This is a genomic window from Streptomyces sp. NBC_01635, from assembly GCF_045209715.1.
GTDB classification, from domain to species: Bacteria; Actinomycetota; Actinomycetes; order Streptomycetales; family Streptomycetaceae; genus Streptomyces; species Streptomyces hirsutus.
The window spans coordinates 1,745,077-1,765,427 of sequence record NZ_CP109277.1 but is presented as its reverse complement, the minus strand read 5'-3'; the positions used below and the strand labels follow the sequence as shown (position 1 = coordinate 1,765,427).

General features: G+C 71.3%; 18 protein-coding genes. 15 read left to right on the top strand and 3 right to left on the bottom strand.

Features of this window, described 5'->3' with window-relative positions; genetic code table 11:
- Positions 1-26 precede the first annotated feature (26 nt).
- Positions 27-1,256, bottom strand: coding sequence for a DUF349 domain-containing protein (locus tag OHB56_RS08480; protein ID WP_326751707.1), 1,230 nt, complete (start codon positions 1,254-1,256; stop codon positions 27-29).
- A 137-nt stretch (positions 1,257-1,393) separates the two neighbouring features.
- Positions 1,394-2,215, bottom strand: coding sequence for a peptidylprolyl isomerase (locus OHB56_RS08475; protein WP_326751706.1), 822 nt, complete (start codon positions 2,213-2,215; stop codon positions 1,394-1,396).
- Positions 2,216-2,395: 180 nt separating this feature from the next.
- Between OHB56_RS08475 and OHB56_RS08470 the strand changes: the two genes are divergently transcribed.
- The 5 genes from OHB56_RS08470 to rpsD all read left to right on the top strand — a co-directional run bounded on the left by OHB56_RS08470 (position 2,396) and on the right by rpsD (position 7,711).
- Entirely contained in the window at positions 2,396-3,112 is a 717-nt protein-coding gene (locus OHB56_RS08470; protein WP_406352480.1) for an MBL fold metallo-hydrolase, read from the top strand.
- 11 nt (positions 3,113-3,123) lie between these two features.
- Complete coding sequence (gene hisS, locus OHB56_RS08465) at positions 3,124-4,386, top strand: histidine--tRNA ligase (RefSeq protein WP_326751705.1); 1,263 nt, start codon at positions 3,124-3,126, stop codon at positions 4,384-4,386.
- A gap of 291 nt (positions 4,387-4,677) precedes the next feature.
- Positions 4,678-5,337, top strand: a complete 660-nt coding sequence (locus OHB56_RS08460; RefSeq protein WP_055594530.1) for a vitamin K epoxide reductase family protein — start codon at positions 4,678-4,680, stop codon at positions 5,335-5,337.
- A gap of 76 nt (positions 5,338-5,413) precedes the next feature.
- A complete protein-coding gene (locus OHB56_RS08455; RefSeq protein WP_326751703.1) occupies positions 5,414-6,769 on the top strand; it encodes a replication-associated recombination protein A in 1,356 nt (451 codons plus the stop codon).
- 327 nt (positions 6,770-7,096) lie between these two features.
- On the top strand, positions 7,097-7,711 hold the full coding sequence (gene rpsD, locus OHB56_RS08450; RefSeq protein ID WP_055594532.1) for a 30S ribosomal protein S4: 615 nt from the start codon (positions 7,097-7,099) through the stop codon (positions 7,709-7,711).
- Between the two features lie 21 nt (positions 7,712-7,732).
- On the opposite strand, the gene OHB56_RS08445 is transcribed toward rpsD, so the two are convergent.
- Positions 7,733-9,913, bottom strand: a complete 2,181-nt coding sequence (locus OHB56_RS08445) for an ATP-binding protein (protein ID WP_406352477.1) — start codon at positions 9,911-9,913, stop codon at positions 7,733-7,735.
- Between the two features lie 155 nt (positions 9,914-10,068).
- On the opposite strand from OHB56_RS08445, the gene OHB56_RS08440 reads away from it, so the two are divergent.
- The 10 genes from OHB56_RS08440 (at position 10,069) to aroB (ending at position 20,308) form a co-directional block, all read left to right on the top strand.
- Positions 10,069-10,551 carry a DUF948 domain-containing protein gene (locus OHB56_RS08440; protein WP_107098603.1) on the top strand — a complete coding sequence of 161 codons (483 nt, stop codon included), beginning with the start codon at positions 10,069-10,071 and terminating at the stop codon, positions 10,549-10,551.
- 7 nt (positions 10,552-10,558) lie between these two features.
- Positions 10,559-10,930 carry a hypothetical protein gene (locus tag OHB56_RS08435; protein ID WP_406352475.1) on the top strand — a complete coding sequence of 124 codons (372 nt, stop codon included), beginning with the start codon at positions 10,559-10,561 and terminating at the stop codon, positions 10,928-10,930.
- Positions 10,930-13,602 (top strand): alanine--tRNA ligase, encoded by a 2,673-nt coding sequence (alaS, locus tag OHB56_RS08430; protein ID WP_406352473.1) that lies wholly within the window; start codon positions 10,930-10,932, stop codon positions 13,600-13,602. Before OHB56_RS08435 ends, alaS begins: the two co-directional genes overlap by 1 nt.
- Positions 13,603-13,637: 35 nt before the next feature.
- Positions 13,638-14,102, top strand: a complete 465-nt coding sequence (gene ruvX / locus OHB56_RS08425; protein ID WP_406358975.1) for a Holliday junction resolvase RuvX — start codon at positions 13,638-13,640, stop codon at positions 14,100-14,102.
- A 124-nt stretch (positions 14,103-14,226) separates the two neighbouring features.
- Positions 14,227-16,032 carry an endolytic transglycosylase MltG gene (gene mltG, locus OHB56_RS08420; RefSeq protein ID WP_406352471.1) on the top strand — a complete coding sequence of 602 codons (1,806 nt, stop codon included), beginning with the start codon at positions 14,227-14,229 and terminating at the stop codon, positions 16,030-16,032.
- The gene (locus tag OHB56_RS08415; RefSeq protein ID WP_406352470.1) at positions 16,013-16,852 is read left to right on the top strand and encodes a shikimate dehydrogenase; all 840 of its coding nucleotides are present in this window, start codon (positions 16,013-16,015) and stop codon (positions 16,850-16,852) included. Before mltG ends, OHB56_RS08415 begins: the two co-directional genes overlap by 20 nt.
- Positions 16,853-16,902: 50 nt before the next feature.
- Positions 16,903-17,274 (top strand): hypothetical protein, encoded by a 372-nt coding sequence (locus tag OHB56_RS08410; RefSeq protein ID WP_406352468.1) that lies wholly within the window; start codon positions 16,903-16,905, stop codon positions 17,272-17,274.
- Positions 17,275-17,523: 249 nt separating this feature from the next.
- A complete protein-coding gene (gene aroC, locus OHB56_RS08405) occupies positions 17,524-18,708 on the top strand; it encodes a chorismate synthase (RefSeq protein WP_326751697.1) in 1,185 nt (394 codons plus the stop codon).
- Between the two features lie 26 nt (positions 18,709-18,734).
- Positions 18,735-19,217 carry a shikimate kinase gene (locus tag OHB56_RS08400; RefSeq protein ID WP_406358973.1) on the top strand — a complete coding sequence of 161 codons (483 nt, stop codon included), beginning with the start codon at positions 18,735-18,737 and terminating at the stop codon, positions 19,215-19,217.
- Positions 19,214-20,308, top strand: coding sequence for a 3-dehydroquinate synthase (gene aroB, locus OHB56_RS08395; RefSeq protein ID WP_055594541.1), 1,095 nt, complete (start codon positions 19,214-19,216; stop codon positions 20,306-20,308). The genes OHB56_RS08400 and aroB overlap by 4 nt, the downstream gene beginning before the upstream one ends.
- Positions 20,309-20,351 lie beyond the last annotated feature (43 nt).

Here is a 20,351-nt window from a genome sequence, read left to right as displayed (position 1 = left end):
CCCCTCTGCCGTGCCGGTCCTCGGCGTCAGCCGCCGAACTCCTGCAGACCCTTCAGAGCCTGGTCCAGGAGCGCCTGGCGGCCCTCCAGTTCCCGCTCGAGCTTCTGGGCCCTGGCGTTGTTGCCCTGCGCCCGTGCCTGCTCGATCTGGCCCTTCAGCTTGTCCACGGCGGCCTGGAGCTGGCCGGTCAGACCCTCGGCACGCGCACGTGCCTCCGGGTTGGTCCGGCGCCACTCGGCCTCTTCGGCCTCCTGCAGGGCCCGCTCCACGGTGTGCATCCGGCCCTCGATCTTCGGCCGGGTGTCCCGCGGCACATGGCCGATGGCCTCCCACCGCTCGTTGAGCGTGCGGAACGCGGCGCGGGCGGCCTTCAGGTCCGTGATCGGCAGGAGCTTCTCGGCCTCCCCGGCCAGCTCCTCCTTGAGCTTGAGGTTCTCCGTCTGCTCCGCGTCACGCTCGGCGAAGACCGAGCCGCGGGCGGCGAAGAAGACGTCCTGGGCACCGCGGAAGCGGTTCCACAGGTCCTCCTCGTGCTCGCGCTGGGCGCGGCCCGCGGCCTTCCACTCCGACATCAGGTCCCGGTAGCGCGCCGCCGTCGCACCCCAGTCCGTCGACTTCGACAGCCCCTCGGCCTCGGCGACCAGACGTTCCTTGGTCTTGCGGGCCTCCTCGCGCTGTGCGTCCAGGTGCGCGAAGTGCTGCTTGCGCCGCTTGGAGAACGCCGACCGCGCGTGCGAGAAGCGGTGCCACAGCTCGTCGTCGGACTTGCGGTCCAGCCGCGGCAGGCCCTTCCACGTGTCCACCAGCGCCCGCAGCCGCTCACCGGCCGCCCGCCACTGGTCCGAGCCCGCCAGCTCCTCCGCCTCGGCGACCAGCGCCTCCTTGGCGTGGCGCGCCTCGTCGGACTGCTTCGCCCGCTGCGCCCTGCGCTCCTCGCGCCGGGCGTCCACCAGCTCCACGAGCTTGTCCAGCCGCACCCGCAGGGCAGCCAGGTCACCGACCGCGTGATGGGCGTCGACCTGCTCCCGCAGGTGCCCGATCGCCGTCATGGCGTCCTTCGAGGACAGATCGGTGGTCTTCACTCGCTTCTCGAGGAGGCCGATCTCGACAACCAGGCCCTCGTACTTGCGCTCGAAGTAGGCCAGAGCCTCCTCGGGGGAGCCCGCCTGCCAGGAACCGACGACCTGCTCTCCGTCGGCCGTACGCACGTACACGGTCCCCGTCTCGTCGACGCGGCCCCACGGGTCGCTGCTCACAGCGCCTCCTCCACATGATGCCTGCGGAGGGCTCTGCTGCCCCCGGGCATCGTCCACAGTTTTCGTCACGGCCAACATAGGCGACCGACGGGATGCCTGTCCGCATCCCGCGCGACCGAAGTTCCGCAGCTGGGCGGTCAGGATTTCGTGACGGTCGCCTTGTCGATCACAACCGTCGCGTTGGGTGCTCCGTCACCCGCTCCGGTGCTGTCACCGGCCTCGGCGATCTTCTTCAGGACCTTCAGGCCGCCCTCCGAGACGGTGCCGAACGGCGTGTAGCTCGGCGGGAGCGGGCTGTCCTCGTACACCAGGAAGAACTGGCTGCCGCCGCTGTCCTTCTGCCCGGTGTTCGCCATGGCGACGGTGCCCGCCGGGTAGGTGCTGTCCTTGAGGCTCTTGTCCTTCAGGTTCTCGTCCGGGATCGTGTAGCCGGGGCCGCCGGTGCCGGAGCCCGTCGGGTCACCGCACTGCAGCACGTAGATGCCGTTGGTGGTGAGCCGGTGGCACGTGCTGTGGTCGAAGTAGCCCTCACCGGCGAGGAACTCGAACGAGTTGACGGTGTGCGGGGCCGCCGACGCCTTCAGCGCCATGTCGATCGTGCCGCAGGTCGTCTCGAGCGTCATCGTGTACTTCGCCGACTTGTCGATGGAGATCGCCGGCTCCTTCTTCCAGGTCTTCGACGCGACCTTGCCCTCCGCCGGCTTCTCGCACGGGTCGGGCGCCTTGCTCGGCGCCTCGGCGCTGGGCGTGACCTCCGCGTTCGCGTTGGACGTGTCCTCGTCCCGGTCGAACGTCCCGGCCGTGTACAGCCCGAGGCTGCCGACCAGGACCACACCGAGGACGGACGCGATCACCGAGTTGCGGACCCGCGACTTACGGCGCGCTTCGGTACGCCGCTGCTGCTGCCGCAAGAACTTCTCCCGGGCGAGCTGACGCCGCCGCTGCTCCTGGCTGACCACCGGGTGACTCCTCATGCCTCTCGTGTGCCGACCGAATACGCGTGCGGGCGGCGGGCCGACTGACTGCGTGTGCCCCGTACCGTATATGGGTTCGCTGAGGAAACGGCAGCGCCGGTAGGCTCTGACCACGGGCGCCAGCCCCGACGCAAGCCTCCCGTACCCACCCAACGAAGGACGAACGTGCTCATTGCCGGGTTCCCCGCCGGGGCCTGGGGGACGAACTGTTATCTCGTCGCCCCCGCCGCCGGTGAGGAGTGCGTGATCATCGACCCCGGCCACCAGGCCGCCCCCGGAGTCGAGGAGGCGGTCCGCAAGCACCGGCTGAAGCCCGTCGCCGTCGTCCTCACCCACGGACACATCGACCACGTGGCCTCCGTCGTCCCCGTGTGCGGGGCGCACGACGTACCGGCCTGGATCCACCCCGACGACCGGTACATGATGAGCGACCCCGAGAAGGGCATCGGCCGCACCATCGGCATGCCGCTGATGGGCGAACTGACCGTCGGGGAGCCGGCCGACGTCAAGGAACTGGCCGACGGAGCGAAGCTCGACCTGGCCGGGCTGCAGCTGACGGTCGCGCACGCGCCGGGCCATACCAAGGGGTCGGTGACCTTCGGGCTGCCCGAGGCGGCGGACATCCCGCCGGTGTTCTTCTCGGGCGACCTGCTGTTCGCCGGCTCCGTCGGACGTACCGACCTGCCCGGCGGTGACACGGCCGAACTGCTCGACTCGCTGGCCCGCGTGTGCCTGCCGCTCGACGACTCGACCGTGGTGCTGTCCGGACACGGCCCCCAGACGACCATCGGCCAGGAGCGCGCCACCAACCCGTATCTGCGGCAGGTGGCGGCGGACCGCCAAGGACGCGGCGCCGCCGAAGCTCCCCGACGAGGAATGTGACAAGACCTTCCGTGAGCACCTTCAAGGCCCCCAAGGGCACCTACGACCTGATCCCGCCGGACAGCGCCAGGTACCTCGCCGTCCGCGAGGCCATCGCCGCCCCGCTGCGGGGCTCCGGCTACGGCTACATCGAGACGCCCGGCTTCGAGAACGTCGAGCTGTTCGCGCGCGGTGTCGGTGAGTCCACCGACATCGTCACCAAGGAGATGTACGCCTTCGAGACCAAGGGCGGCGACCGCCTCGCCCTGCGGCCCGAGGGCACGGCCTCCGTGCTGCGCGCGGCCCTGGAGGCCAACCTGCACAAGGCGGGCAACCTCCCGGTCAAGCTCTGGTACTCCGGCTCGTACTACCGCTACGAGCGACCCCAGAAGGGCCGTTACCGTCACTTCTCCCAGGTCGGCGCCGAGGCGATCGGAGCCGAGGACCCGGCGCTCGACGCCGAGCTGATCATCCTGGCCGACCAGGCGTACCGCTCCCTGGGGCTCAGCGAGTTCCGCATCCTGCTGAACTCCCTGGGCGACAAGGAGTGCCGCCCCGTCTACCGGGCCGCGCTCCAGGACTTCCTGCGCGGACTGGACCTGGACGAGGACACCCTGCGCCGCGCGGAGATCAACCCGCTGCGCGTCCTGGACGACAAGCGCGAGGCGGTGCAGAAACAGCTGACCGGCGCCCCGCTGCTGCGCGACTACCTGTGCGACGCCTGCAAGGCGTACCACGAGGAGGTCCGCGAACTGGTCACGGCCGCGGGCGTCGCCTTCGAGGACGATCCCAGGCTGGTGCGGGGGCTGGACTACTACACGCGCACCACCTTCGAGTTCGTCCACGACGGTCTGGGCTCCCAGTCCGCGGTGGGCGGCGGCGGCCGCTACGACGGTCTCTCGGAGATGATCGGTGGCCCCGCGCTGCCGTCCGTCGGCTGGGCGCTCGGTGTCGACCGCACCGTGCTGGCCCTGGAGGCGGAGGGGATCGAACTCGAACTCCCGGCCACCACCAGCGTGTTCGCCGTCCCGCTCGGTGAGGAGGCCCGCCGGGTGCTGTTCGCCAAGGTCACCGAACTGCGCAAGAACGGCGTCGCCGCCGACTTCGCCTACGGCGGCAAGGGGCTGAAGGCGGCGATGAAGGCGGCCAACCGTTCGGGCGCGCGCTACGCCCTGGTGCTCGGCGAGCGCGACCTCGCCGAGGGCGTCGTCCAGCTCAAGGACATGGAGTCCGGCGAGCAGAGCGCGGTGGGTGTCAACGAGATCGTGGCCGAGCTGGAGGCCCGGCTCGGCTGACCCGACCTTCCCCTCCGCGTGCACGAAGGCGCCGGTGTGCCCCCAGCGGGCCCGGCGCCTTCGGCGTCGATGCGCCCTCGTCGCGTCAATGCGGCGAACGGCAATTCCCTCGATCAGGGACTTAAGGTGGAATGTGTGTACGGCCGGGGCACATGCTGCGGCCCAAACCGTACGCCCGCGGGGGATAGTTCCTATGCTCTTGTGGCCGGTGGACGGTGAACCCACAGTCACGTACGGCACAATGGCCCTGCCCGAAGCAGGTCCACACTCTCCAGTGACGGAATCGGCGTGATGAGCAACACGACAGTGAAGGACATCTCCACCGAGCCCGACCCCGCGCAGGGGCCGGCCGCCGGGCGGGTGCGCGAGGGCGCCGGCCGTGCGTTCGCCCTGCTGTTGGTCATCACCGGCGCCGCCGGTGTGCTCGCCGCGTGGGTCATCACACTGGACAAGTTCAAGCTGCTCGAGGCCAAGGTCAGGGGCGAGACGTACGTCCCCGGCTGCAGCCTCAACCCGGTGGTCTCCTGCGGCAGCGTGATGGAGAGCGACCAGGCGAGCGTCTTCGGCTTCCCCAACCCGATGCTGGGCCTCGTCACCTACGGCATCGTCATCTGCGTGGGCATGAGCCTGCTCGCCGGGGCCCGCTTCCCGCGCTGGTACTGGCTCACCTTCAACGCGGGCACCCTCTTCGGCACCGTCTTCTGCGCCTGGCTGATGGCCCAGTCCCTGTACCGGATCAACGCCCTGTGCCTGTGGTGCTGCCTCGCCTGGGTCGCCACGATCATCATGTTCTGGTACGTCACGTCGTTCAACGTCCGCAAGGGCTTCCTGCCCGCCCCGGGCCCGGTCAAGAGCTTCTTCGGCGAGTTCACCTGGGTCATGCCCGTCCTGCACATCGGCATCATCGGCATGCTGATCCTGACCCGGTGGTGGGAGTTCTGGACCAAGTGACCACCGGGTCGTACCGGCCCGGGGCCACGGTGACCGCGCCGACCACGTTGTCGGTGCGGTCCTTTAGGGTTTCGGTGTGGAGCCCGACCTGTTCACCGCCGCAGCCGAAGACCGCCAGGAGAAGGACCCGACCGGCAGTCCCCTAGCCGTCCGGATGCGCCCGCGCACCCTCGACGAGGTGGTGGGCCAGCAGCATCTGCTGAAGCCCGGCTCACCCCTGCGCCGGCTGGTCGGCGAGGGCGCCTCCGGTCCCGCGGGCCCGTCCTCGGTGTTCCTGTGGGGACCGCCCGGCACCGGCAAGACGACCCTGGCCCACGTCGTCTCCAAGGCCACCGACCGGCGCTTCGTCGAACTGTCGGCGATCACCGCGGGCGTCAAGGAGGTCCGCGCGGTCATCGACGGCGCCCGCCGCGCCTCCGGCGGCTACGGCAAGGAGACCGTCCTCTTCCTCGACGAGATCCACCGCTTCAGCAAGGCACAGCAGGACTCCCTGCTCCCCGCGGTCGAGAACCGCTGGGTCACGCTGATCGCCGCGACCACCGAGAACCCCTACTTCTCCGTCATCTCCCCGCTGCTGTCCCGCTCGCTCCTGCTCACCCTCGAACCCCTCACCGACGACGACATCCGGGGCCTGCTCCACCGCGCGCTCGGCGACGAGCGGGGCCTGAAGGGCGCCCTCGCGCTCCCCGAGGACACCGGCGACCACCTGGTGCGCATCGCCGGAGGGGACGCCCGCCGCGCGCTGACCGCCCTGGAGGCCGCCGCGGGGGCCGCGCTGGACAAGGGCGAGACGGAGATCTCCCTGGCCACCCTGGAGGAGACCGTCGACCGGGCCGCCGTGAAGTACGACCGCTCCGGCGACCAGCACTACGACGTGGCCAGCGCCCTGATCAAGTCCATCCGAGGCTCCGACGTGGACGCCGCCCTGCACTATCTCGCCCGGATGATCGAGGCCGGCGAGGACCCCCGCTTCATCGCCCGCCGCCTGATGATCTCCGCCAGCGAGGACATCGGCCTCGCCGATCCGAACGCGCTGCCCCTCGCGGTCGCGGCCGCCCAGGCCGTCGCCATGATCGGTTTCCCCGAGGCCGCCCTCACCCTCAGCCACGCCACCATCGCCCTCGCCCTGGCCCCGAAGTCCAACGCGGCCACCACCGCGATCGGCGCCGCCCTCGACGACGTCCGCAAGGGACTGGCCGGGCCCGTGCCGGCCCATCTGCGCGACGGGCACTACAAGGGCGCGGCCAAGCTGGGTCACGCCCAGGGGTACGTGTACCCGCACGACCTGCCCGAGGGCATCGCCCAGCAGCAGTACGCCCCCGACGCCCTCAAGGACCGCGCGTACTACGACCCGACCCGGCACGGGGCCGAGGCGCGGTACGCCGACGCGGTCGGGTGGACCAGGAAGCACCTCGGTCGGAAGCAGTCGTGAGCACCTTGTAGAATGTGCACAAGCTGCGTCCCGCGTCCGGCCCCCGCAAGGGAAACCGGCACCACCAGAGCGGGACATCCAGCCGGAGACCCGCCCCTCGGGGCAGGGGATCCAGGAGCGTCGCGCACCGTCGAAGGTGTCGCGGGCAGCCCACCACCACCCGGATTCCCGGGACCGGCCGGTGGGCCACCCGCGTGCTGCACGTATGTGCCCAGACCAGGGGAGCGGCTGCCCGGCAAGTCCGTCACGGACCCGCGGGGTTTCCCCGACTGCGGATGCGACCTCCCTTAACCCTGGTGAGCCGACAAAACGAAGGTGAAAGAGACAGTGGCGAATCAGTCCCGCCCCAAGGTCAAGAAGTCGCGTGCCCTGGGTATCGCGCTGACCCCGAAGGCCGTCAAGTACTTCGAGGCCCGCCCCTACCCGCCGGGTGAGCACGGCCGCGGCCGCAAGCAGAACTCGGACTACAAGGTCCGTCTGCTGGAGAAGCAGCGTCTGCGCGCCCAGTACGACGTCAGCGAGCGCCAGCTCGTCCGCGCGTACGAGCGTGCCGCCAAGACGACGATCAAGACCGGTGACGCCCTCGTCATCGAGCTCGAGCGCCGTCTCGACGCCCTGGTCCTGCGTTCGGGCATCGCCCGCACGATCTACCAGGCCCGCCAGATGGTCACCCACGGCCACATCCAGGTCAACGGCAAGAAGGTCGACAAGCCCTCCTTCCGTGTCCGCCCGGACGACGTCGTGCAGGTTCGTGAGCGCAGCAAGGACAAGACGCTGTTCACGATCGCCCGCGAGGGTGGCTTCGCCCCCGACGGCGAGACCCCGCGCTACCTCCAGGTGAACCTCAAGTCCCTGGCGTTCCGCCTGGACCGTGAGCCGAACCGCAAGGAGATCCCGGTGATCTGCGACGAGCAGCTCGTCGTCGAGTACTACGCCCGCTGATTTCAGCAGGCGCGCGGTGACTCAGCCCGCCGTCTCCCCGCCCTTACGGGTGGGCGAGGCGGCGGGCTGCTGCGTGGGCGCCCCGGCCGCCTGCCGTACGCTCCCGCCCGGCGCCGGATCGCCCACCGCGGCCCCGGTCCCGCGCAGCGCCCACCGGACCGCCTCGTCCCGGCCGAGCCGCGCCCCCTGCCGCACGCTCTCCTCATACCGTTCGTCGCCCAGTTGCTCCCGGGCCAGCGCCTCGCACAGCTCGTGCGGCGTGTTGTAGTGGGCCGAACCGAACAGCCGCAGTCCCACCGACGGCCACATCCGGTCCGCCGCCCCCTGGAGCACCGCCGCCTCGACCGCCTTCCCCTCCGCCACCGTGACCAGGGCGAGCAGCTCCAGCACCAGCACCGAACCGAGCAGGTCGCTGAAGCCGTGGGCGCCGTCCAGGGAATCGGTGAGCAGCTCCCGGGCCCTGGCCGGGTCGCCCCCGCACCAGGCCGCGTACGCCAGCACGTACAGCGCGTAGGTGCGGGCCCACCGCTCGCCGTGCTCCTCGCACACCCGGCGGACGTCCTCGCACATCCGCACCGCGTCCGGCAGATCTTCCTGGAAGGCACGGGCCATCGCCAGCTCGATCCGGGCCATCAGCACATTGCTGTTGAGCTCCCCGATCTCGTCGTAACGTTCCAGCGCCGACCGCAGCAGCGTCTCCGCGCGGAACACGTCGTCCGTGATCAGCGCCAGGCAGCCGGCGCGGTGCTCCGCGTACGCCAGCGCCGTGGGGTTCGCCGCCCGCTCCGCCTGACGGCGGCACTCCTGGAGCGCGGCCAGCGCGGGCACCGTGTCGCCCTGGAGGATCGCCACATAAGCGAGCACCCACAGGGCCTTGAGCCGGGGCTGTTCATGACCGGAGTCGATCCGCACCGCCTGCTCCAGCCAGTGCCGGCCCTCCGCCAGCCGCCCGCAGCCCACCCAGGAGAACCACAGCGAGCCCGCCAGGTGCTGTCCCAGATGCGCCTCGTCCGGGTCCGTCAGGCCCACCTCCAGGGCGCGGCGCAGATTCGGCAGATCCGCCTCGACGCGCGCGGCGATCTCACGCTGCCGGGACGAGAACCAGTCCAGCTCGCACCAGGTGGCGAGTCCCACGTACCAGTCCCGGTGCCGCCGCGCGAGCCGCTCTGCGTCGCCGACGCTCTCCAGCCACTCGGCGCCGTACGCGCGCAGTGTGTCCAGCATCCGGTAGCGCGCCCCCGCCGGGGTCTCCTCGCGGGTCACCACCGACTGCGCGAGCAGTGCCGACAGCACGTCGAGGACGTCCCCGGCGGCCAGACCGTTCCCCCCGCACACGTACTCGGCGGCCTCGAGGTCGAAGTGCCCCGCGAACACCGAAAGCCGCGCCCACAGCAACCGCTCCTCCGGCGTGCACAGTTCATGGCTCCAGCCGATCGCCGTCCGCAGTGTCCGGTGCCGGGGGAGGGCGTCCCGGCCGCCGCCGGTCAGCAGCCGGAACCGGTCGCCGAGCCGCTCCAGCACCTGCCCCGGCGACAGCGCGCCCAGCCGGCCGGCGGCCAGTTCGATCGCGAGCGGGATGCCGTCGAGACGCCGGCACAACTCCCGCATCTGCCCCTCGTCCCCGGCGCCCACCGCATGCTGCCCCGCACGCACCGCCAGCAGCCGGACCGCCTCGTCCTCGCCGAGCGGAGCCAGCGGTACCAGCCGCTCCCCGGCCACGGACAGCGCACGGCGTCCCACGGCGAGCACCCGCAGCCCCGGCGCCCGGCGCAGCAGATCGGCCACCAGTTCGGCACAGGCGTCCACCAGGTGCTCGAACCCGTCCAGCACCAGCAGCAGCCGGCGCTCCGCCAGATGTCCCCGCAGCGTCTCGCGCGGCAGCCGGGTGGTGTGGTCCGTCAGGCCCAGCGCCTCCACCACCACGTGATCGACGAACTCGGCGTCCCCGAGCGCCGCCAGCTCCACCCGCCAGACCCCGTCCCGCGGCGCGCACCGCGCGGCCACCCGGGCGGCCAGCCGCGACTTGCCGACCCCGCCGGGCCCGGTCACCGTCACCAGCCGCGAAGCGGTGAGGGCCCGGGACAGTTCGTCCAGCTCCGCCGCACGGCCCACGAACGCGTCCGGCTCCAGCTGCAGGTTGCCCGCCACGGCCCGCGGCGGGCCCCCGTCCGCCGGCGTGCCGTCGCACCCAATGTCCCCCATGAGACACGGAGCGTACTGAACCGTGTTCAGTCCGTACAATCTCTTCCCCCGACTCCGCCCGCGGCGGACGGTAATCCGGTACGGAGTCCCGCCGGTGGCGCGATAGGCTCGGTGCACGAATTTCTCGATGTTCAGGCACGTTTCTCAGGGAGCAGGTGCGCACAGTGTCCGGTGGAGAGGTGGCCGGAATCCTGGTGGCCGTGTTCTGGGCGATCCTGGTCTCCTTCCTCGCCGTCGCACTGGCGAGGCTGGCCCAGACGCTCCGGGCGACCACCAGGCTCGTGGCGGACGTGACCGACCAGGCCGTCCCGCTGCTGGCCGACGCCTCCACCGCGGTGCGCTCCGCGCAGACCCAGATCGAGCGGGTCGACGCGATCGCCTCCGACGTCCAGGAGGTCACCTCCAACGCCTCCGCCCTGTCGACCACCGTGGCCTCCACTTTCGGCGGCCCGCTGGTCAAGGTCGCCGCGTTCGGCTACGGCGTGCGCCGGGCCGTCAGCGGACGCAGGGAGGACGCGCCGGCCAGGACGGACTCCGCCAGGACCGAGCCCGCGAAGGCGCCGGGCCGCACCGTGATCGTGGGCCGCACCGTCCCGGGCACGCGGCGGGCGAGGCGCACCCGGGGAAAGAAGGACTGACGCAGCGATGTTCCGCCGTACGTTCTGGTTCACCACCGGCGTCGCCGCAGGTGTGTGGGCCACCACCAAGGTCAACCGGAAACTGAGGCAGCTGACGCCCGAGAGCCTCGCCGCGACCGCGGCGAACAAGGCGATCGAGGCCGGCGGCCGCTTCAAGGACCGGGCGGTGGACTTCGCACTCGACGTCCGCGACCACATGGCCCGGCGCGAGGCCGAACTGGGCGACGCCCTCGGCCTCAACGCCCCCGCCGACCGGGAACTCCCGCGCTCCGGCCGGTACGCCGCCATCGAGAACCGCAACAGCCCCAAGGACAACCCGCGGTACGCCGAGGGCTCGGCGTACCTGACGAACCCGTACAACCGGAATGAGGACCACTGATGGAGTCGGCCGAGATCCGCCGCCGCTGGCTGAGCTTCTTCGAGGAGCGCGGGCACACCGTCGTCCCTTCGGCGTCGCTCATCGCGGACGACCCGACTCTGCTCCTCGTCCCGGCCGGCATGGTGCCCTTCAAGCCCTACTTCCTGGGCGAGGTCAAGCCGCCCTTCGCACGCGCCACCAGCGTCCAGAAGTGCGTCCGCACGCCGGACATCGAAGAGGTCGGCAAGACCACCCGGCACGGCACGTTCTTCCAGATGTGCGGCAACTTCTCCTTCGGCGACTACTTCAAGGAAGGCGCCATCAAACTCGCCTGGGAGCTGCTCACCAGCTCCCAGGACGATGGCGGCTACGGCCTCGACCCCGAGCGCCTGTGGATCACCGTCTACAAGGACGACGACGAGGCCGAGCGGATCTGGCGCGACGTGGTCGGCGTGCCCGAGGAGCGCATCCAGCGCTTGGGCATGAAGGACAACTACTGGTCCATGGGCGTCCCCGGCCCCTGCGGCCCCTGCTCCGAGATCAACTACGACCGCGGCCCCGAGTTCGGCGCCGAGGGCGGCCCCGCCGTCAACGACGAGCGGTACGTGGAGATCTGGAACCTCGTCTTCATGCAGTACGAGCGGGGCGAGGGCATCGGCAAGGACAACTTCGAGATCCTCGGGGACCTGCCGAGCCAGAACATCGACACCGGTCTCGGTCTCGAGCGGCTCGCCATGATCCTGCAGGGCGTGCAGAACCTGTACGAGATCGACACCTCCATGGCCGTCATCGACAAGGCCACCGCCCTGACCGGGGTCCGCTACGGCGACGCCCAGGACTCGGACGTCTCGCTGCGCGTGGTCACCGACCACATGCGCACCTCGGTCATGCTCATCGGCGACGGCGTCAGCCCGGGCAACGAGGGCCGCGGCTACGTGCTGCGCCGCATCATGCGCCGTGCCATCCGCAACATGCGCCTCCTCGGCGCCACCGGCCCGGTCGTCAAGGACCTGGTCGACGTCGTCATCGGCATGATGGGGCAGCAGTACCCCGAGCTCGTCACCGACCGCGAGCGGATCGAGAAGGTCGCCGTCGCCGAGGAGAACGCCTTCCTCAAGACGCTGAAGGCCGGCACCAACATCCTCGACACCGCCGTCACGGAGACCAAGCAGTCCGGTGGCACGGTCCTGTCCGGCGACCGGGCCTTCCTGCTGCACGACACCTGGGGCTTCCCGATCGACCTCACCCTGGAGATGGCCGCCGAGCAGGGCCTCTCCGTGGACGAGGACGGCTTCCGCCGCCTGATGAAGGAACAGCGGGAGCGGGCCAAGGCCGACGCCCGGGCCAAGAAGACCGGCCACGCCGACCTCGGCGCCTACCGCGAGATCGCCGACCGGGCCGGCGCCACCGACTTCACCGGCTACAGCGCCACCGAGGGCGAGTCCACCGTCGTGGGCATCCTGGTCGACGGTGTGTCGTCCCCGGCCGCCACCGAGGGCGACGAAGTGGAGATCGTCCTCGACCGCACCCCGTTCTACGCCGAGGGCGGCGGCCAGATCGGCGACACCGGGCGCATCAGGGCGGACTCCGGTGCCGTCATCGAGATCCGCGACTGCCAGAAGCCGGTCCCGGGCGTCTACGTCCACAAGGGCGTCGTCCAGGTCGGCGAGGTCACCCTCGGCGCCAAGGCCCACGCCTCCATCGACGAGCGCCGCCGCACGGCCATCGCCCGCGCCCACTCGGCCACCCACCTCACCCACCAGGCCCTGCGCGACGCCCTCGGCCCGACGGCCGCCCAGGCCGGTTCCGAGAACCAGCCCGGCCGCTTCCGCTTCGACTTCGGCTCGCCGTCCGCCGTTCCGACGGCCGTGATGACCGATGTCGAGCAGAGGATCAACGAGGTGCTCGCCCGCGACCTGGACGTGCGCGCCGACGTCATGGGCATCGACGAGGCCAAGAAGCAGGGCGCCATCGCCGAGTTCGGCGAGAAGTACGGCGAGCGCGTGCGCGTGGTGACCATCGGCGACTTCTCCAAGGAGCTGTGCGGCGGCACCCACGTGCACAACACCGCCCAGCTGGGCCTGGTGAAGCTGCTCGGCGAGTCCTCCATCGGCTCCGGCGTGCGCCGCATCGAGGCCCTGGTCGGCGTGGACGCCTACAACTTCCTCGCTCGCGAGCACACGGTCGTCGCCCAGCTCCAGGAGCTGATCAAGGGCCGCCCGGAGGAGCTCCCGGAGAAGGTCTCCGCCATGCTCGGCAAGCTCAAGGACGCCGAGAAGGAGATCGAGAAGTTCCGCGCCGAGAAGGTGCTCCAGGCCGCCGGAGGCCTCGCCGAGTCCGCCAAGGACGTCCACGGCGTCGCCCTGGTGACCGGCCGGGTCCCGGACGGCACCACCGCCGACGACCTGCGCAAGCTGGTGCTCGACGTGCGCGGCCGGATCCAGGGCGGCCGGGCCGCCGTCGTCGCCCTGTTCACCGCCGTCAACGGCAAGCCCCTCACGGTCATCGCCACCAACGAGGCCGCCCGCGAGCGCGGCCTCAAGGCCGGTGACCTGGTCCGTGCCGCCGCCAAGACCCTCGGCGGCGGCGGTGGCGGCAAGCCGGACGTCGCCCAGGGCGGCGGCCAGAACCCGGACGCCATCGGCGACGCCGTGGACGCCGTCGAGCGGCTCGTGGCGGACACGGCCAAGTGAGCGGGCCGGTGAACGATCCCTCGGGCGGCCGGGCCATGCGCCGCGGCCGCCGGCTCGCGATCGACGTCGGGGACGCCCGGATCGGGGTCGCCTCGTGCGACCCCGACGGGATCCTCGCCACCCCGGTCGAGACCGTCCCCGGCCGGGACGTCCCGGCGGCTCACCGGCGCCTTCGTCAGCTCGTGGAGGAGTACGAGCCGATCGAGGTCGTCGTCGGCCTTCCTCGCTCCCTCAAGGGGGGCGAGGGCCCCGCCGCGGTCAAGGTCCGCGGCTTCGCGCAGGAACTGGCCCGCGGGATCGCACCGGTGCCCGTGCGCCTCGTCGACGAGCGCATGACGACGGTGACGGCGAGCCAGGGGCTGCGTGCCTCGGGCGTGAAGTCGAAGAAGGGACGCTCCGTCATCGACCAGGTCGCCGCTGTGATCATCCTCCAGCAGGCCCTTGAATCCGAACGGGTGTCAGGCAATGCACCCGGTGAGGGCGTCGAAGTGGAGAGGTGATCGCGGTACGGTAACGTTCCGCGCGATGCGGTGGCGTTCGAACAGCCGCCGCGAAAGAGAGGCGGAACGGACGCCGGCCACCCCCACAGCCGCGCGCCCGCCGCCTCGCGGCTCTAGGGGATCGATGACTGAGTATGGCCGGGGCCGAGGCTCCGAACCGTGGCATCCGGACGACCCGTTGTACGGGGACGGCGGATGGGCCGGGCAGCAGACCCAGCAGGGTCAGCAGCCCCAGCAGCCCCCCTACGACGGCCAGGCGCAGCACTACCCGCAGCAGCAGCCGCAGCAGCAGCAATACGGCGACTGGGGCACCGCCGAGCAGCAGGGCGGGTACGGACAGCAGCAGTACGCGCAGTACGACCAGCAGCAAGGTCACCAGCAGCAGTACGGCGAGCAGCAGTACGGCCAGCAGTACGCCCCCCAGCAGGCGCAGCACCCGGACCAGCAGCACCCGGACCAGCAGCAGTACGACACGGGCGGCTGGCAGACCGGCGCCCACGCCCACCCGCAGGACCCGTACGCGGCGGCCGACCCCACGGACCCGTACGGGCAGCAGGGCGGGGCGTACGGCGCCCAGCAGTCCGACTACTACGCGACCTCCGAGGCCTACCCGCCGCCCGAGCCGCCCGCCCGGCGCGGCGCCGAGCCCGAACGGCAGCCGGAGCAGGACGCGGAACCGGAACCGGAACCGGAATCGCGGACCGACTGGGATCCGGGGCCGGACCAGGGGGAGCACGCCTTCTTCTCGGGCGACGAGGACGAGGACGAGGCCGACGAGCCGGGCGGTCGCGGCGACCGCCGGGGCAAAGGCGCCAGGGGCGGCAAGGGCGGCAAGGGCGGCAAGGACAAGAAGCGACGCAGTGGGGTCGCCTGCCTCGTGGTGGTGGTGGTCCTCGGCGGCGGTGTGGTCGGTGTGAGCTACGTCGGCTGGCAGTTCGTCAAGGACCGTTTCGGCAGCGCCCCGGACTTCGCGGGCGACGGGAACGGTGAGCAGGTCACCATCACGATCCCCAAGGGCTCGACCGGGTACGCCATCGGCCAGGTGCTCAAGAAGGAGGGCGTGGTCAAGAGCGTCGACGCCTTCGTCGCGGCCCAGGCCGACAACGCGCAGGGCGACACGATCCAGGACGGCGTCTACACGCTCGAGTTGGAGATGTCGGCCGAGAGCGCGGTCGAGCTGATGCTCAGCTCGAAGAGCCGCAACAACCTGATCATCGCCGAGGGCCTGCGCAACGCCAAGATCTACGAGCTCATCGACCAACGCCTCGAGGTCGAGGACGGGACCACCGAGAAGGTCGCGGAGAAGGACTGGAAGAAGCTCGGCCTGCCCGACTGGGCGGTGAACGGCGGGGATGTCAAGGTCCCGCTGGAGGGCTTCCTCTACCCGTCCAGCTACGCGGTGGGCAAGGGCGCGAAACCCGCGGACGTACTGAAGGAGATGGTGGGCCGGGCCACCGACAAGTACGAGGAACTGCAGTTCCCGGAGAAGGCCGAGAGCCTCGGTCTCGACGGGCCGTGGGAACTGGTCACGGTCGCGAGCCTGGTGCAGGCCGAGGGCAAGACCCACGACGACTTCCGCAAGATGTCCGAGGTCATCTACAACCGCCTCAAGCCCACCAACACCGAGACCAACCAACTGCTGCAGTTCGACTCGACGTACAACTACCTGCAGAAGGAAAGCAACATCCACATCAGCGAGTCCGAGATCAACAGCAATAAGGACCCGTACAACACCTACACACGCAAGGGCCTGCCGCCCGGCCCCATCGGCAACCCCGGCGACGACGCGCTGACCGCGGCGCTGAAGCCGACGAAGGACGGCTGGATCTACTTCGTGGCCACCGACGGCGTGAGCAAGACAGAGTTCGCAAGGACGCACGACGAGTTTCTGAAGCTGAAGGACAAGTTCGATGCCAGCTCGGGCAACTGACCGTCGCCGAGCCGCCGTCCTGGGCTCCCCGATCGCCCACTCCCTCTCCCCGGTACTGCACCGCACCGCCCACGCGGAGCTGGGGTTGGAGAGCTGGACGTACGACCGCTTCGACGTCGACGAGGCGGCGTTGCCGGGCTTCTTCGAGAAGCTCGGCCCCGAGTGGGCCGGGTTGTCGCTGACCATGCCGCTCAAGCGGGTGGTCGTTCCGCTGCTCGACGGGATCAGTGAGACGGCGGCCTCCGTGGACGCGGTGAACACCGTGGTCTTCGCCGAGGACGGCCGGAAGACCGGAGACAACACCGACATCCCCGGCATGGTCGCCGCCCTGCGCGAGCACGGCATCGACAAGGTGGACACCGCCGCGATCCTCGGCGCCGGAGCCACCGCGTCGTCCGCGCTCGCCGCGCTGTCCCGGATCTGCGCCGGCGAGGTCGTCGTCTACGTGCGCAGCGCCGCGCGCGGCGCCGAGATGCGGCAGTGGGCCGAGCGGCTGGGCGTGGCGGTGCGCATCGCCGACTGGGACGACGCCGAGCAGGCCCTGCACGCCCCGCTGGTGGTCACCACCACCCCGGCGGGCGTCACCGACGGCCTCGCCCGAGCCGTCCCGGAGCATCCCGCGGCCCTCTTCGACGTGCTTTACGACCCCTGGCCGACCGTTCTCGCGGCCCGCTGGTCGGCGCACGGCGGCGCGGTGGTCGGCGGCCTCGACCTGCTGGTGCACCAGGCGGTGCTCCAGGTCGAGCAGATGACGGGGCGTTCTCCGGCCCCGCTGGACGCCATGCGAAAAGCAGGGGAACGGGCGCTCGCGGCCCGATAGGATCCCGTCCGGTTCCGCAGGGGGCGGAACCGGGGGAGGGATACGCGTTCATGTCCGCAGGCACGCCACTGGCATCCGTGAAGTCTCAGATCTTCGAGTCCGTGCTGGGCTTTCTGCCCGACTGGGTGCAGATCACGGTACTGGCCCTGATCGTTCTCGTCGTCGTGGTGTCCTGGGCCGTCAAGATCAAGCGCAAGGTCGCACACCGGCGGGCCACCCGTGCGGGCCGGCCGGTCCACGCGGCGGCCCAGTACGGACAGGGCAGCGGAGCCGACTACCTGGGCCGGTACGCGCCGCAGCCCGGACAGGCAGGCCGGCCCGCACCGCACGCCCCCGCGCAGGTCACGGCGGGGCAGAGCGGTGCCGACTTCCTCGGGGCCTACGCACCCGGGCGGCAGCGCCCGGGTGACGGCCGGGCCTGAGCCCAGGACCGGCCGCCGGAGGGCGGAGCCGTCGGGCCGGGGGGCCGGACCGCCCCGCCCGGCCCTTGGTACCGGTGCCTCTCTCGTCCCGTCGCCGCTCGTCCGACTGATGGACCGGCGACCGGACACGCCGCCCGGACGTGGGAGGATCGGACGTGGCGGGCCGGGGCCGCGCACCCCGTCGCGCCGTAGCCGTACGCGACGCCGCGTGCGCAGGGCAGTACCGGGCGCGAGCATGGAGGAGCACCGTTGAGCAGGTTGCGCTGGCTGACCGCGGGGGAGTCCCACGGTCCCGCACTCGTCGCGACGCTGGAGGGTCTTCCCGCCGGCGTGCCGATCACCACGGACATGGTGGCGGACCATCTCGCGAGGCGGCGGCTGGGCTACGGCCGCGGTGCCCGGATGAAGTTCGAGCGGGACGAGGTCACCTTCCTCGGCGGTGTCCGGCACGGCCTCACCCTCGGTTCCCCGGTCGCGGTCATGGTGGGCAACACCGAGTGGCCGAAGTGGGAGCAGGTCATGGCGGCCGACCCGGTCGACCCCGAGGTGCTGGCCGGCCTCGCCCGCAACGCCCCGCTGACCCGTCCGCGCCCCGGCCACGCCGACCTCGCCGGCATGCAGAAGTACGGCTTCGACGAGGCTCGTCCGATCCTGGAGCGGGCCTCCGCGCGGGAGACCGCGGCCCGCGTGGCGCTGGGCGCCGTGGCCCGCTCGTACCTGAAGGAGACGGCCGGCATCGAGATCGTCTCCCACGTCGTGGAGCTCGCGGCCGCCAAGGCCCCCTACGGCGTGTACCCGACCCCGGCCGACGTGGAGCGGCTGGACGAGGACCCGGTGCGCTGCCTGGACGCGGACGCGTCGAAGGCGATGGTCGCGGAGATCGACCAGGCCCACAAGGACGGCGACACCCTCGGCGGAGTCGTCGAGGTGCTGGCGTACGGCGTACCGGTCGGCCTCGGCTCGCACGTGCACTGGGACCGGCGGCTCGACGCCCGGCTGGCCGCCGCCCTCATGGGCATCCAAGCGATCAAGGGTGTGGAGGTCGGCGACGGCTTCGACCTCGCACGGGTGCCCGGCTCGAAGGCGCACGACGAGATCGTCGCCACCGATGAGGGCATCAAGCGCTCCTCGGGCCGCTCCGGCGGCACCGAGGGCGGTCTGACCACCGGCGAGCTGTTGCGGGTACGGGCCGCGATGAAGCCGATCGCGACCGTGCCGCGGGCACTGAGGACCGTGGACGTCGTCACCGGTGAGGAGACCGCCGCCCACCACCAGCGCTCCGACGTGTGCGCCGTACCGGCGGCCGGCATCGTCGCCGAAGCCATGGTCGCCCTGGTCCTCGCGGACGCGGTCGCGGAGAAGTTCGGCGGCGACAGCGTCACCGAGACCCGCCGCAATGTGACCTCCTACCTCGAGAACCTGGCCATCCGGTGACTCCGCTGATCGTGCTGATCGGCCCGATGGGCGTCGGCAAGTCCACCGTCGGGCACCTGCTGGCCGAGCACCTGGGCGTCGGCTACCGGGACACCGACGACGACATCGTCGCCGGGACGGGCCGCAGCATCGCCGAGATCTTCGTGGACGAGGGCGAGCCCGCCTTCCGCGCGCTCGAGAAGCAGGCGGTGCGCACCGCGCTCGCCGATCACGAGGGCGTCCTGGCCCTGGGCGGCGGCGCCGTCCTCGACGCCGACACGCGCGCGCTGCTCGCCGGGCAGCAGGTCGTCTACCTGTCGATGGACGTCGAGGAGGCGGTCAAGCGCACCGGCCTCAATGTCGCCCGGCCGCTGCTCGCGGTCAATCCGCGCAAGCAGTGGCGCGCACTGATGGAGGCCCGGCGCCCTCTGTACGAGGAGGTGGCCACGGTCGTCGTGGCCACGGACGGCCGCACGCCGGAAGAGGTCACCCGCTCCGCCCTGGACGCACTGGAGATGAAGCAAGCATGAGCAGCGAGGCAGTGACGCGGATCCACATCGGCGGCACCGCGGGCACCGACCCGTACGAGGTCCTGGTGGGCCGGCAGCTCCTGGGCGAGCTCGGCGGGCTGATCGGGACCGCCGCCAAGCGGGTCGCGGTCGTGCACCCCGAGGCCCTGGCCGAGACCGGCGAGGCGCTCCGCGCCGATCTCGCCGAGCAGGGCTACGAGGCCGTCGCCATCCAGGTGCCGAACGCGGAGGAGGCCAAGACCGCCGAGGTCGCCGCCTACTGCTGGAAGGCGCTCGGCCAGTCCGGGTTCACCCGCACCGACGTCATCGTGGGCGTGGGCGGCGGCGCCAGCACCGACCTGGCCGGGTTCGTGGCCGCCACCTGGCTGCGCGGGGTGCGCTGGATCGCGGTGCCGACCACGGTGCTGGCCATGGTCGACGCGGCCGTCGGGGGCAAGACCGGCATCAACACCGCCGAGGGCAAGAACCTCGTGGGCGCCTTCCACCCGCCCGCCGGCGTGCTGTGCGACCTCGCCGCCCTGGACTCCCTCCAGACCAACGACTACGTCTCCGGGCTGGCGGAGGTCATCAAGGCCGGCTTCATCGCCGACCCGGTGATCCTCGACCTCATCGAGGCCGATCCGCAGGCCGCCCGCACCCCGGCGGGCCCGCACACCGCCGAGCTCATCGAGCGCTCGATCCGGGTCAAGGCCGACGTCGTCTCCTCCGACCTGAAGGAAGCGGGCCGCCGGGAGATCCTCAACTACGGTCACACGCTCGGGCACGCCATCGAGAAGAACGAGCGCTACAAGTGGCGCCACGGCGCGGCGGTGTCGGTGGGCATGCACTTCGCCGCCGAACTCGGCCGGCTCGCCGGCCGGCTGGACGACGCCACCGCCGACCGGCACCGCGCCGTCCTCGAATCGGTCGGGCTGCCTCTGCACTACCGCCACGACCAGTGGCCGAGGCTGCTGGAGAACATGAGGGTCGACAAGAAGTCCCGCGGAGACCTGCTGCGCTTCATCGTCCTCGACGGCCTCGCCAAGCCCACCGTGCTGGAGGGGCCGGACCCGGCGGTGCTGCTCGCCGCGTACGGAGAAGTCGCGGAGTAGCATCCGCGGACCCCGCTCCCGCCGGGCAGACCGGCGCCCGGCG

Excerpts from the sequence above, each read along its gene's own strand:
- OHB56_RS08460 (WP_055594530.1), top strand. The coding sequence starts at position 4,678 with ATGAGCAACACGACAGTGAAGGACATCTCCACCGAGCCCGACCCCGCG.
- OHB56_RS08445 (WP_406352477.1), bottom strand. The coding sequence starts at position 9,913 with ATGGGGGACATTGGGTGCGACGGCACGCCGGCGGACGGGGGCCCGCCG.
- OHB56_RS08435 (WP_406352475.1), top strand. The coding sequence starts at position 10,559 with ATGTTCCGCCGTACGTTCTGGTTCACCACCGGCGTCGCCGCAGGTGTG.
- alaS (WP_406352473.1), top strand. The coding sequence starts at position 10,930 with ATGGAGTCGGCCGAGATCCGCCGCCGCTGGCTGAGCTTCTTCGAGGAG.
- ruvX (WP_406358975.1), top strand. The coding sequence starts at position 13,638 with ATGCGCCGCGGCCGCCGGCTCGCGATCGACGTCGGGGACGCCCGGATC.
- mltG (WP_406352471.1), top strand. The coding sequence starts at position 14,227 with ATGACTGAGTATGGCCGGGGCCGAGGCTCCGAACCGTGGCATCCGGAC.
- OHB56_RS08415 (WP_406352470.1), top strand. The coding sequence starts at position 16,013 with ATGCCAGCTCGGGCAACTGACCGTCGCCGAGCCGCCGTCCTGGGCTCC.
- OHB56_RS08410 (WP_406352468.1), top strand. The coding sequence starts at position 16,903 with ATGTCCGCAGGCACGCCACTGGCATCCGTGAAGTCTCAGATCTTCGAG.
- OHB56_RS08400 (WP_406358973.1), top strand. The coding sequence starts at position 18,735 with ATGGGCGTCGGCAAGTCCACCGTCGGGCACCTGCTGGCCGAGCACCTG.
- aroB (WP_055594541.1), top strand. The coding sequence starts at position 19,214 with ATGAGCAGCGAGGCAGTGACGCGGATCCACATCGGCGGCACCGCGGGC.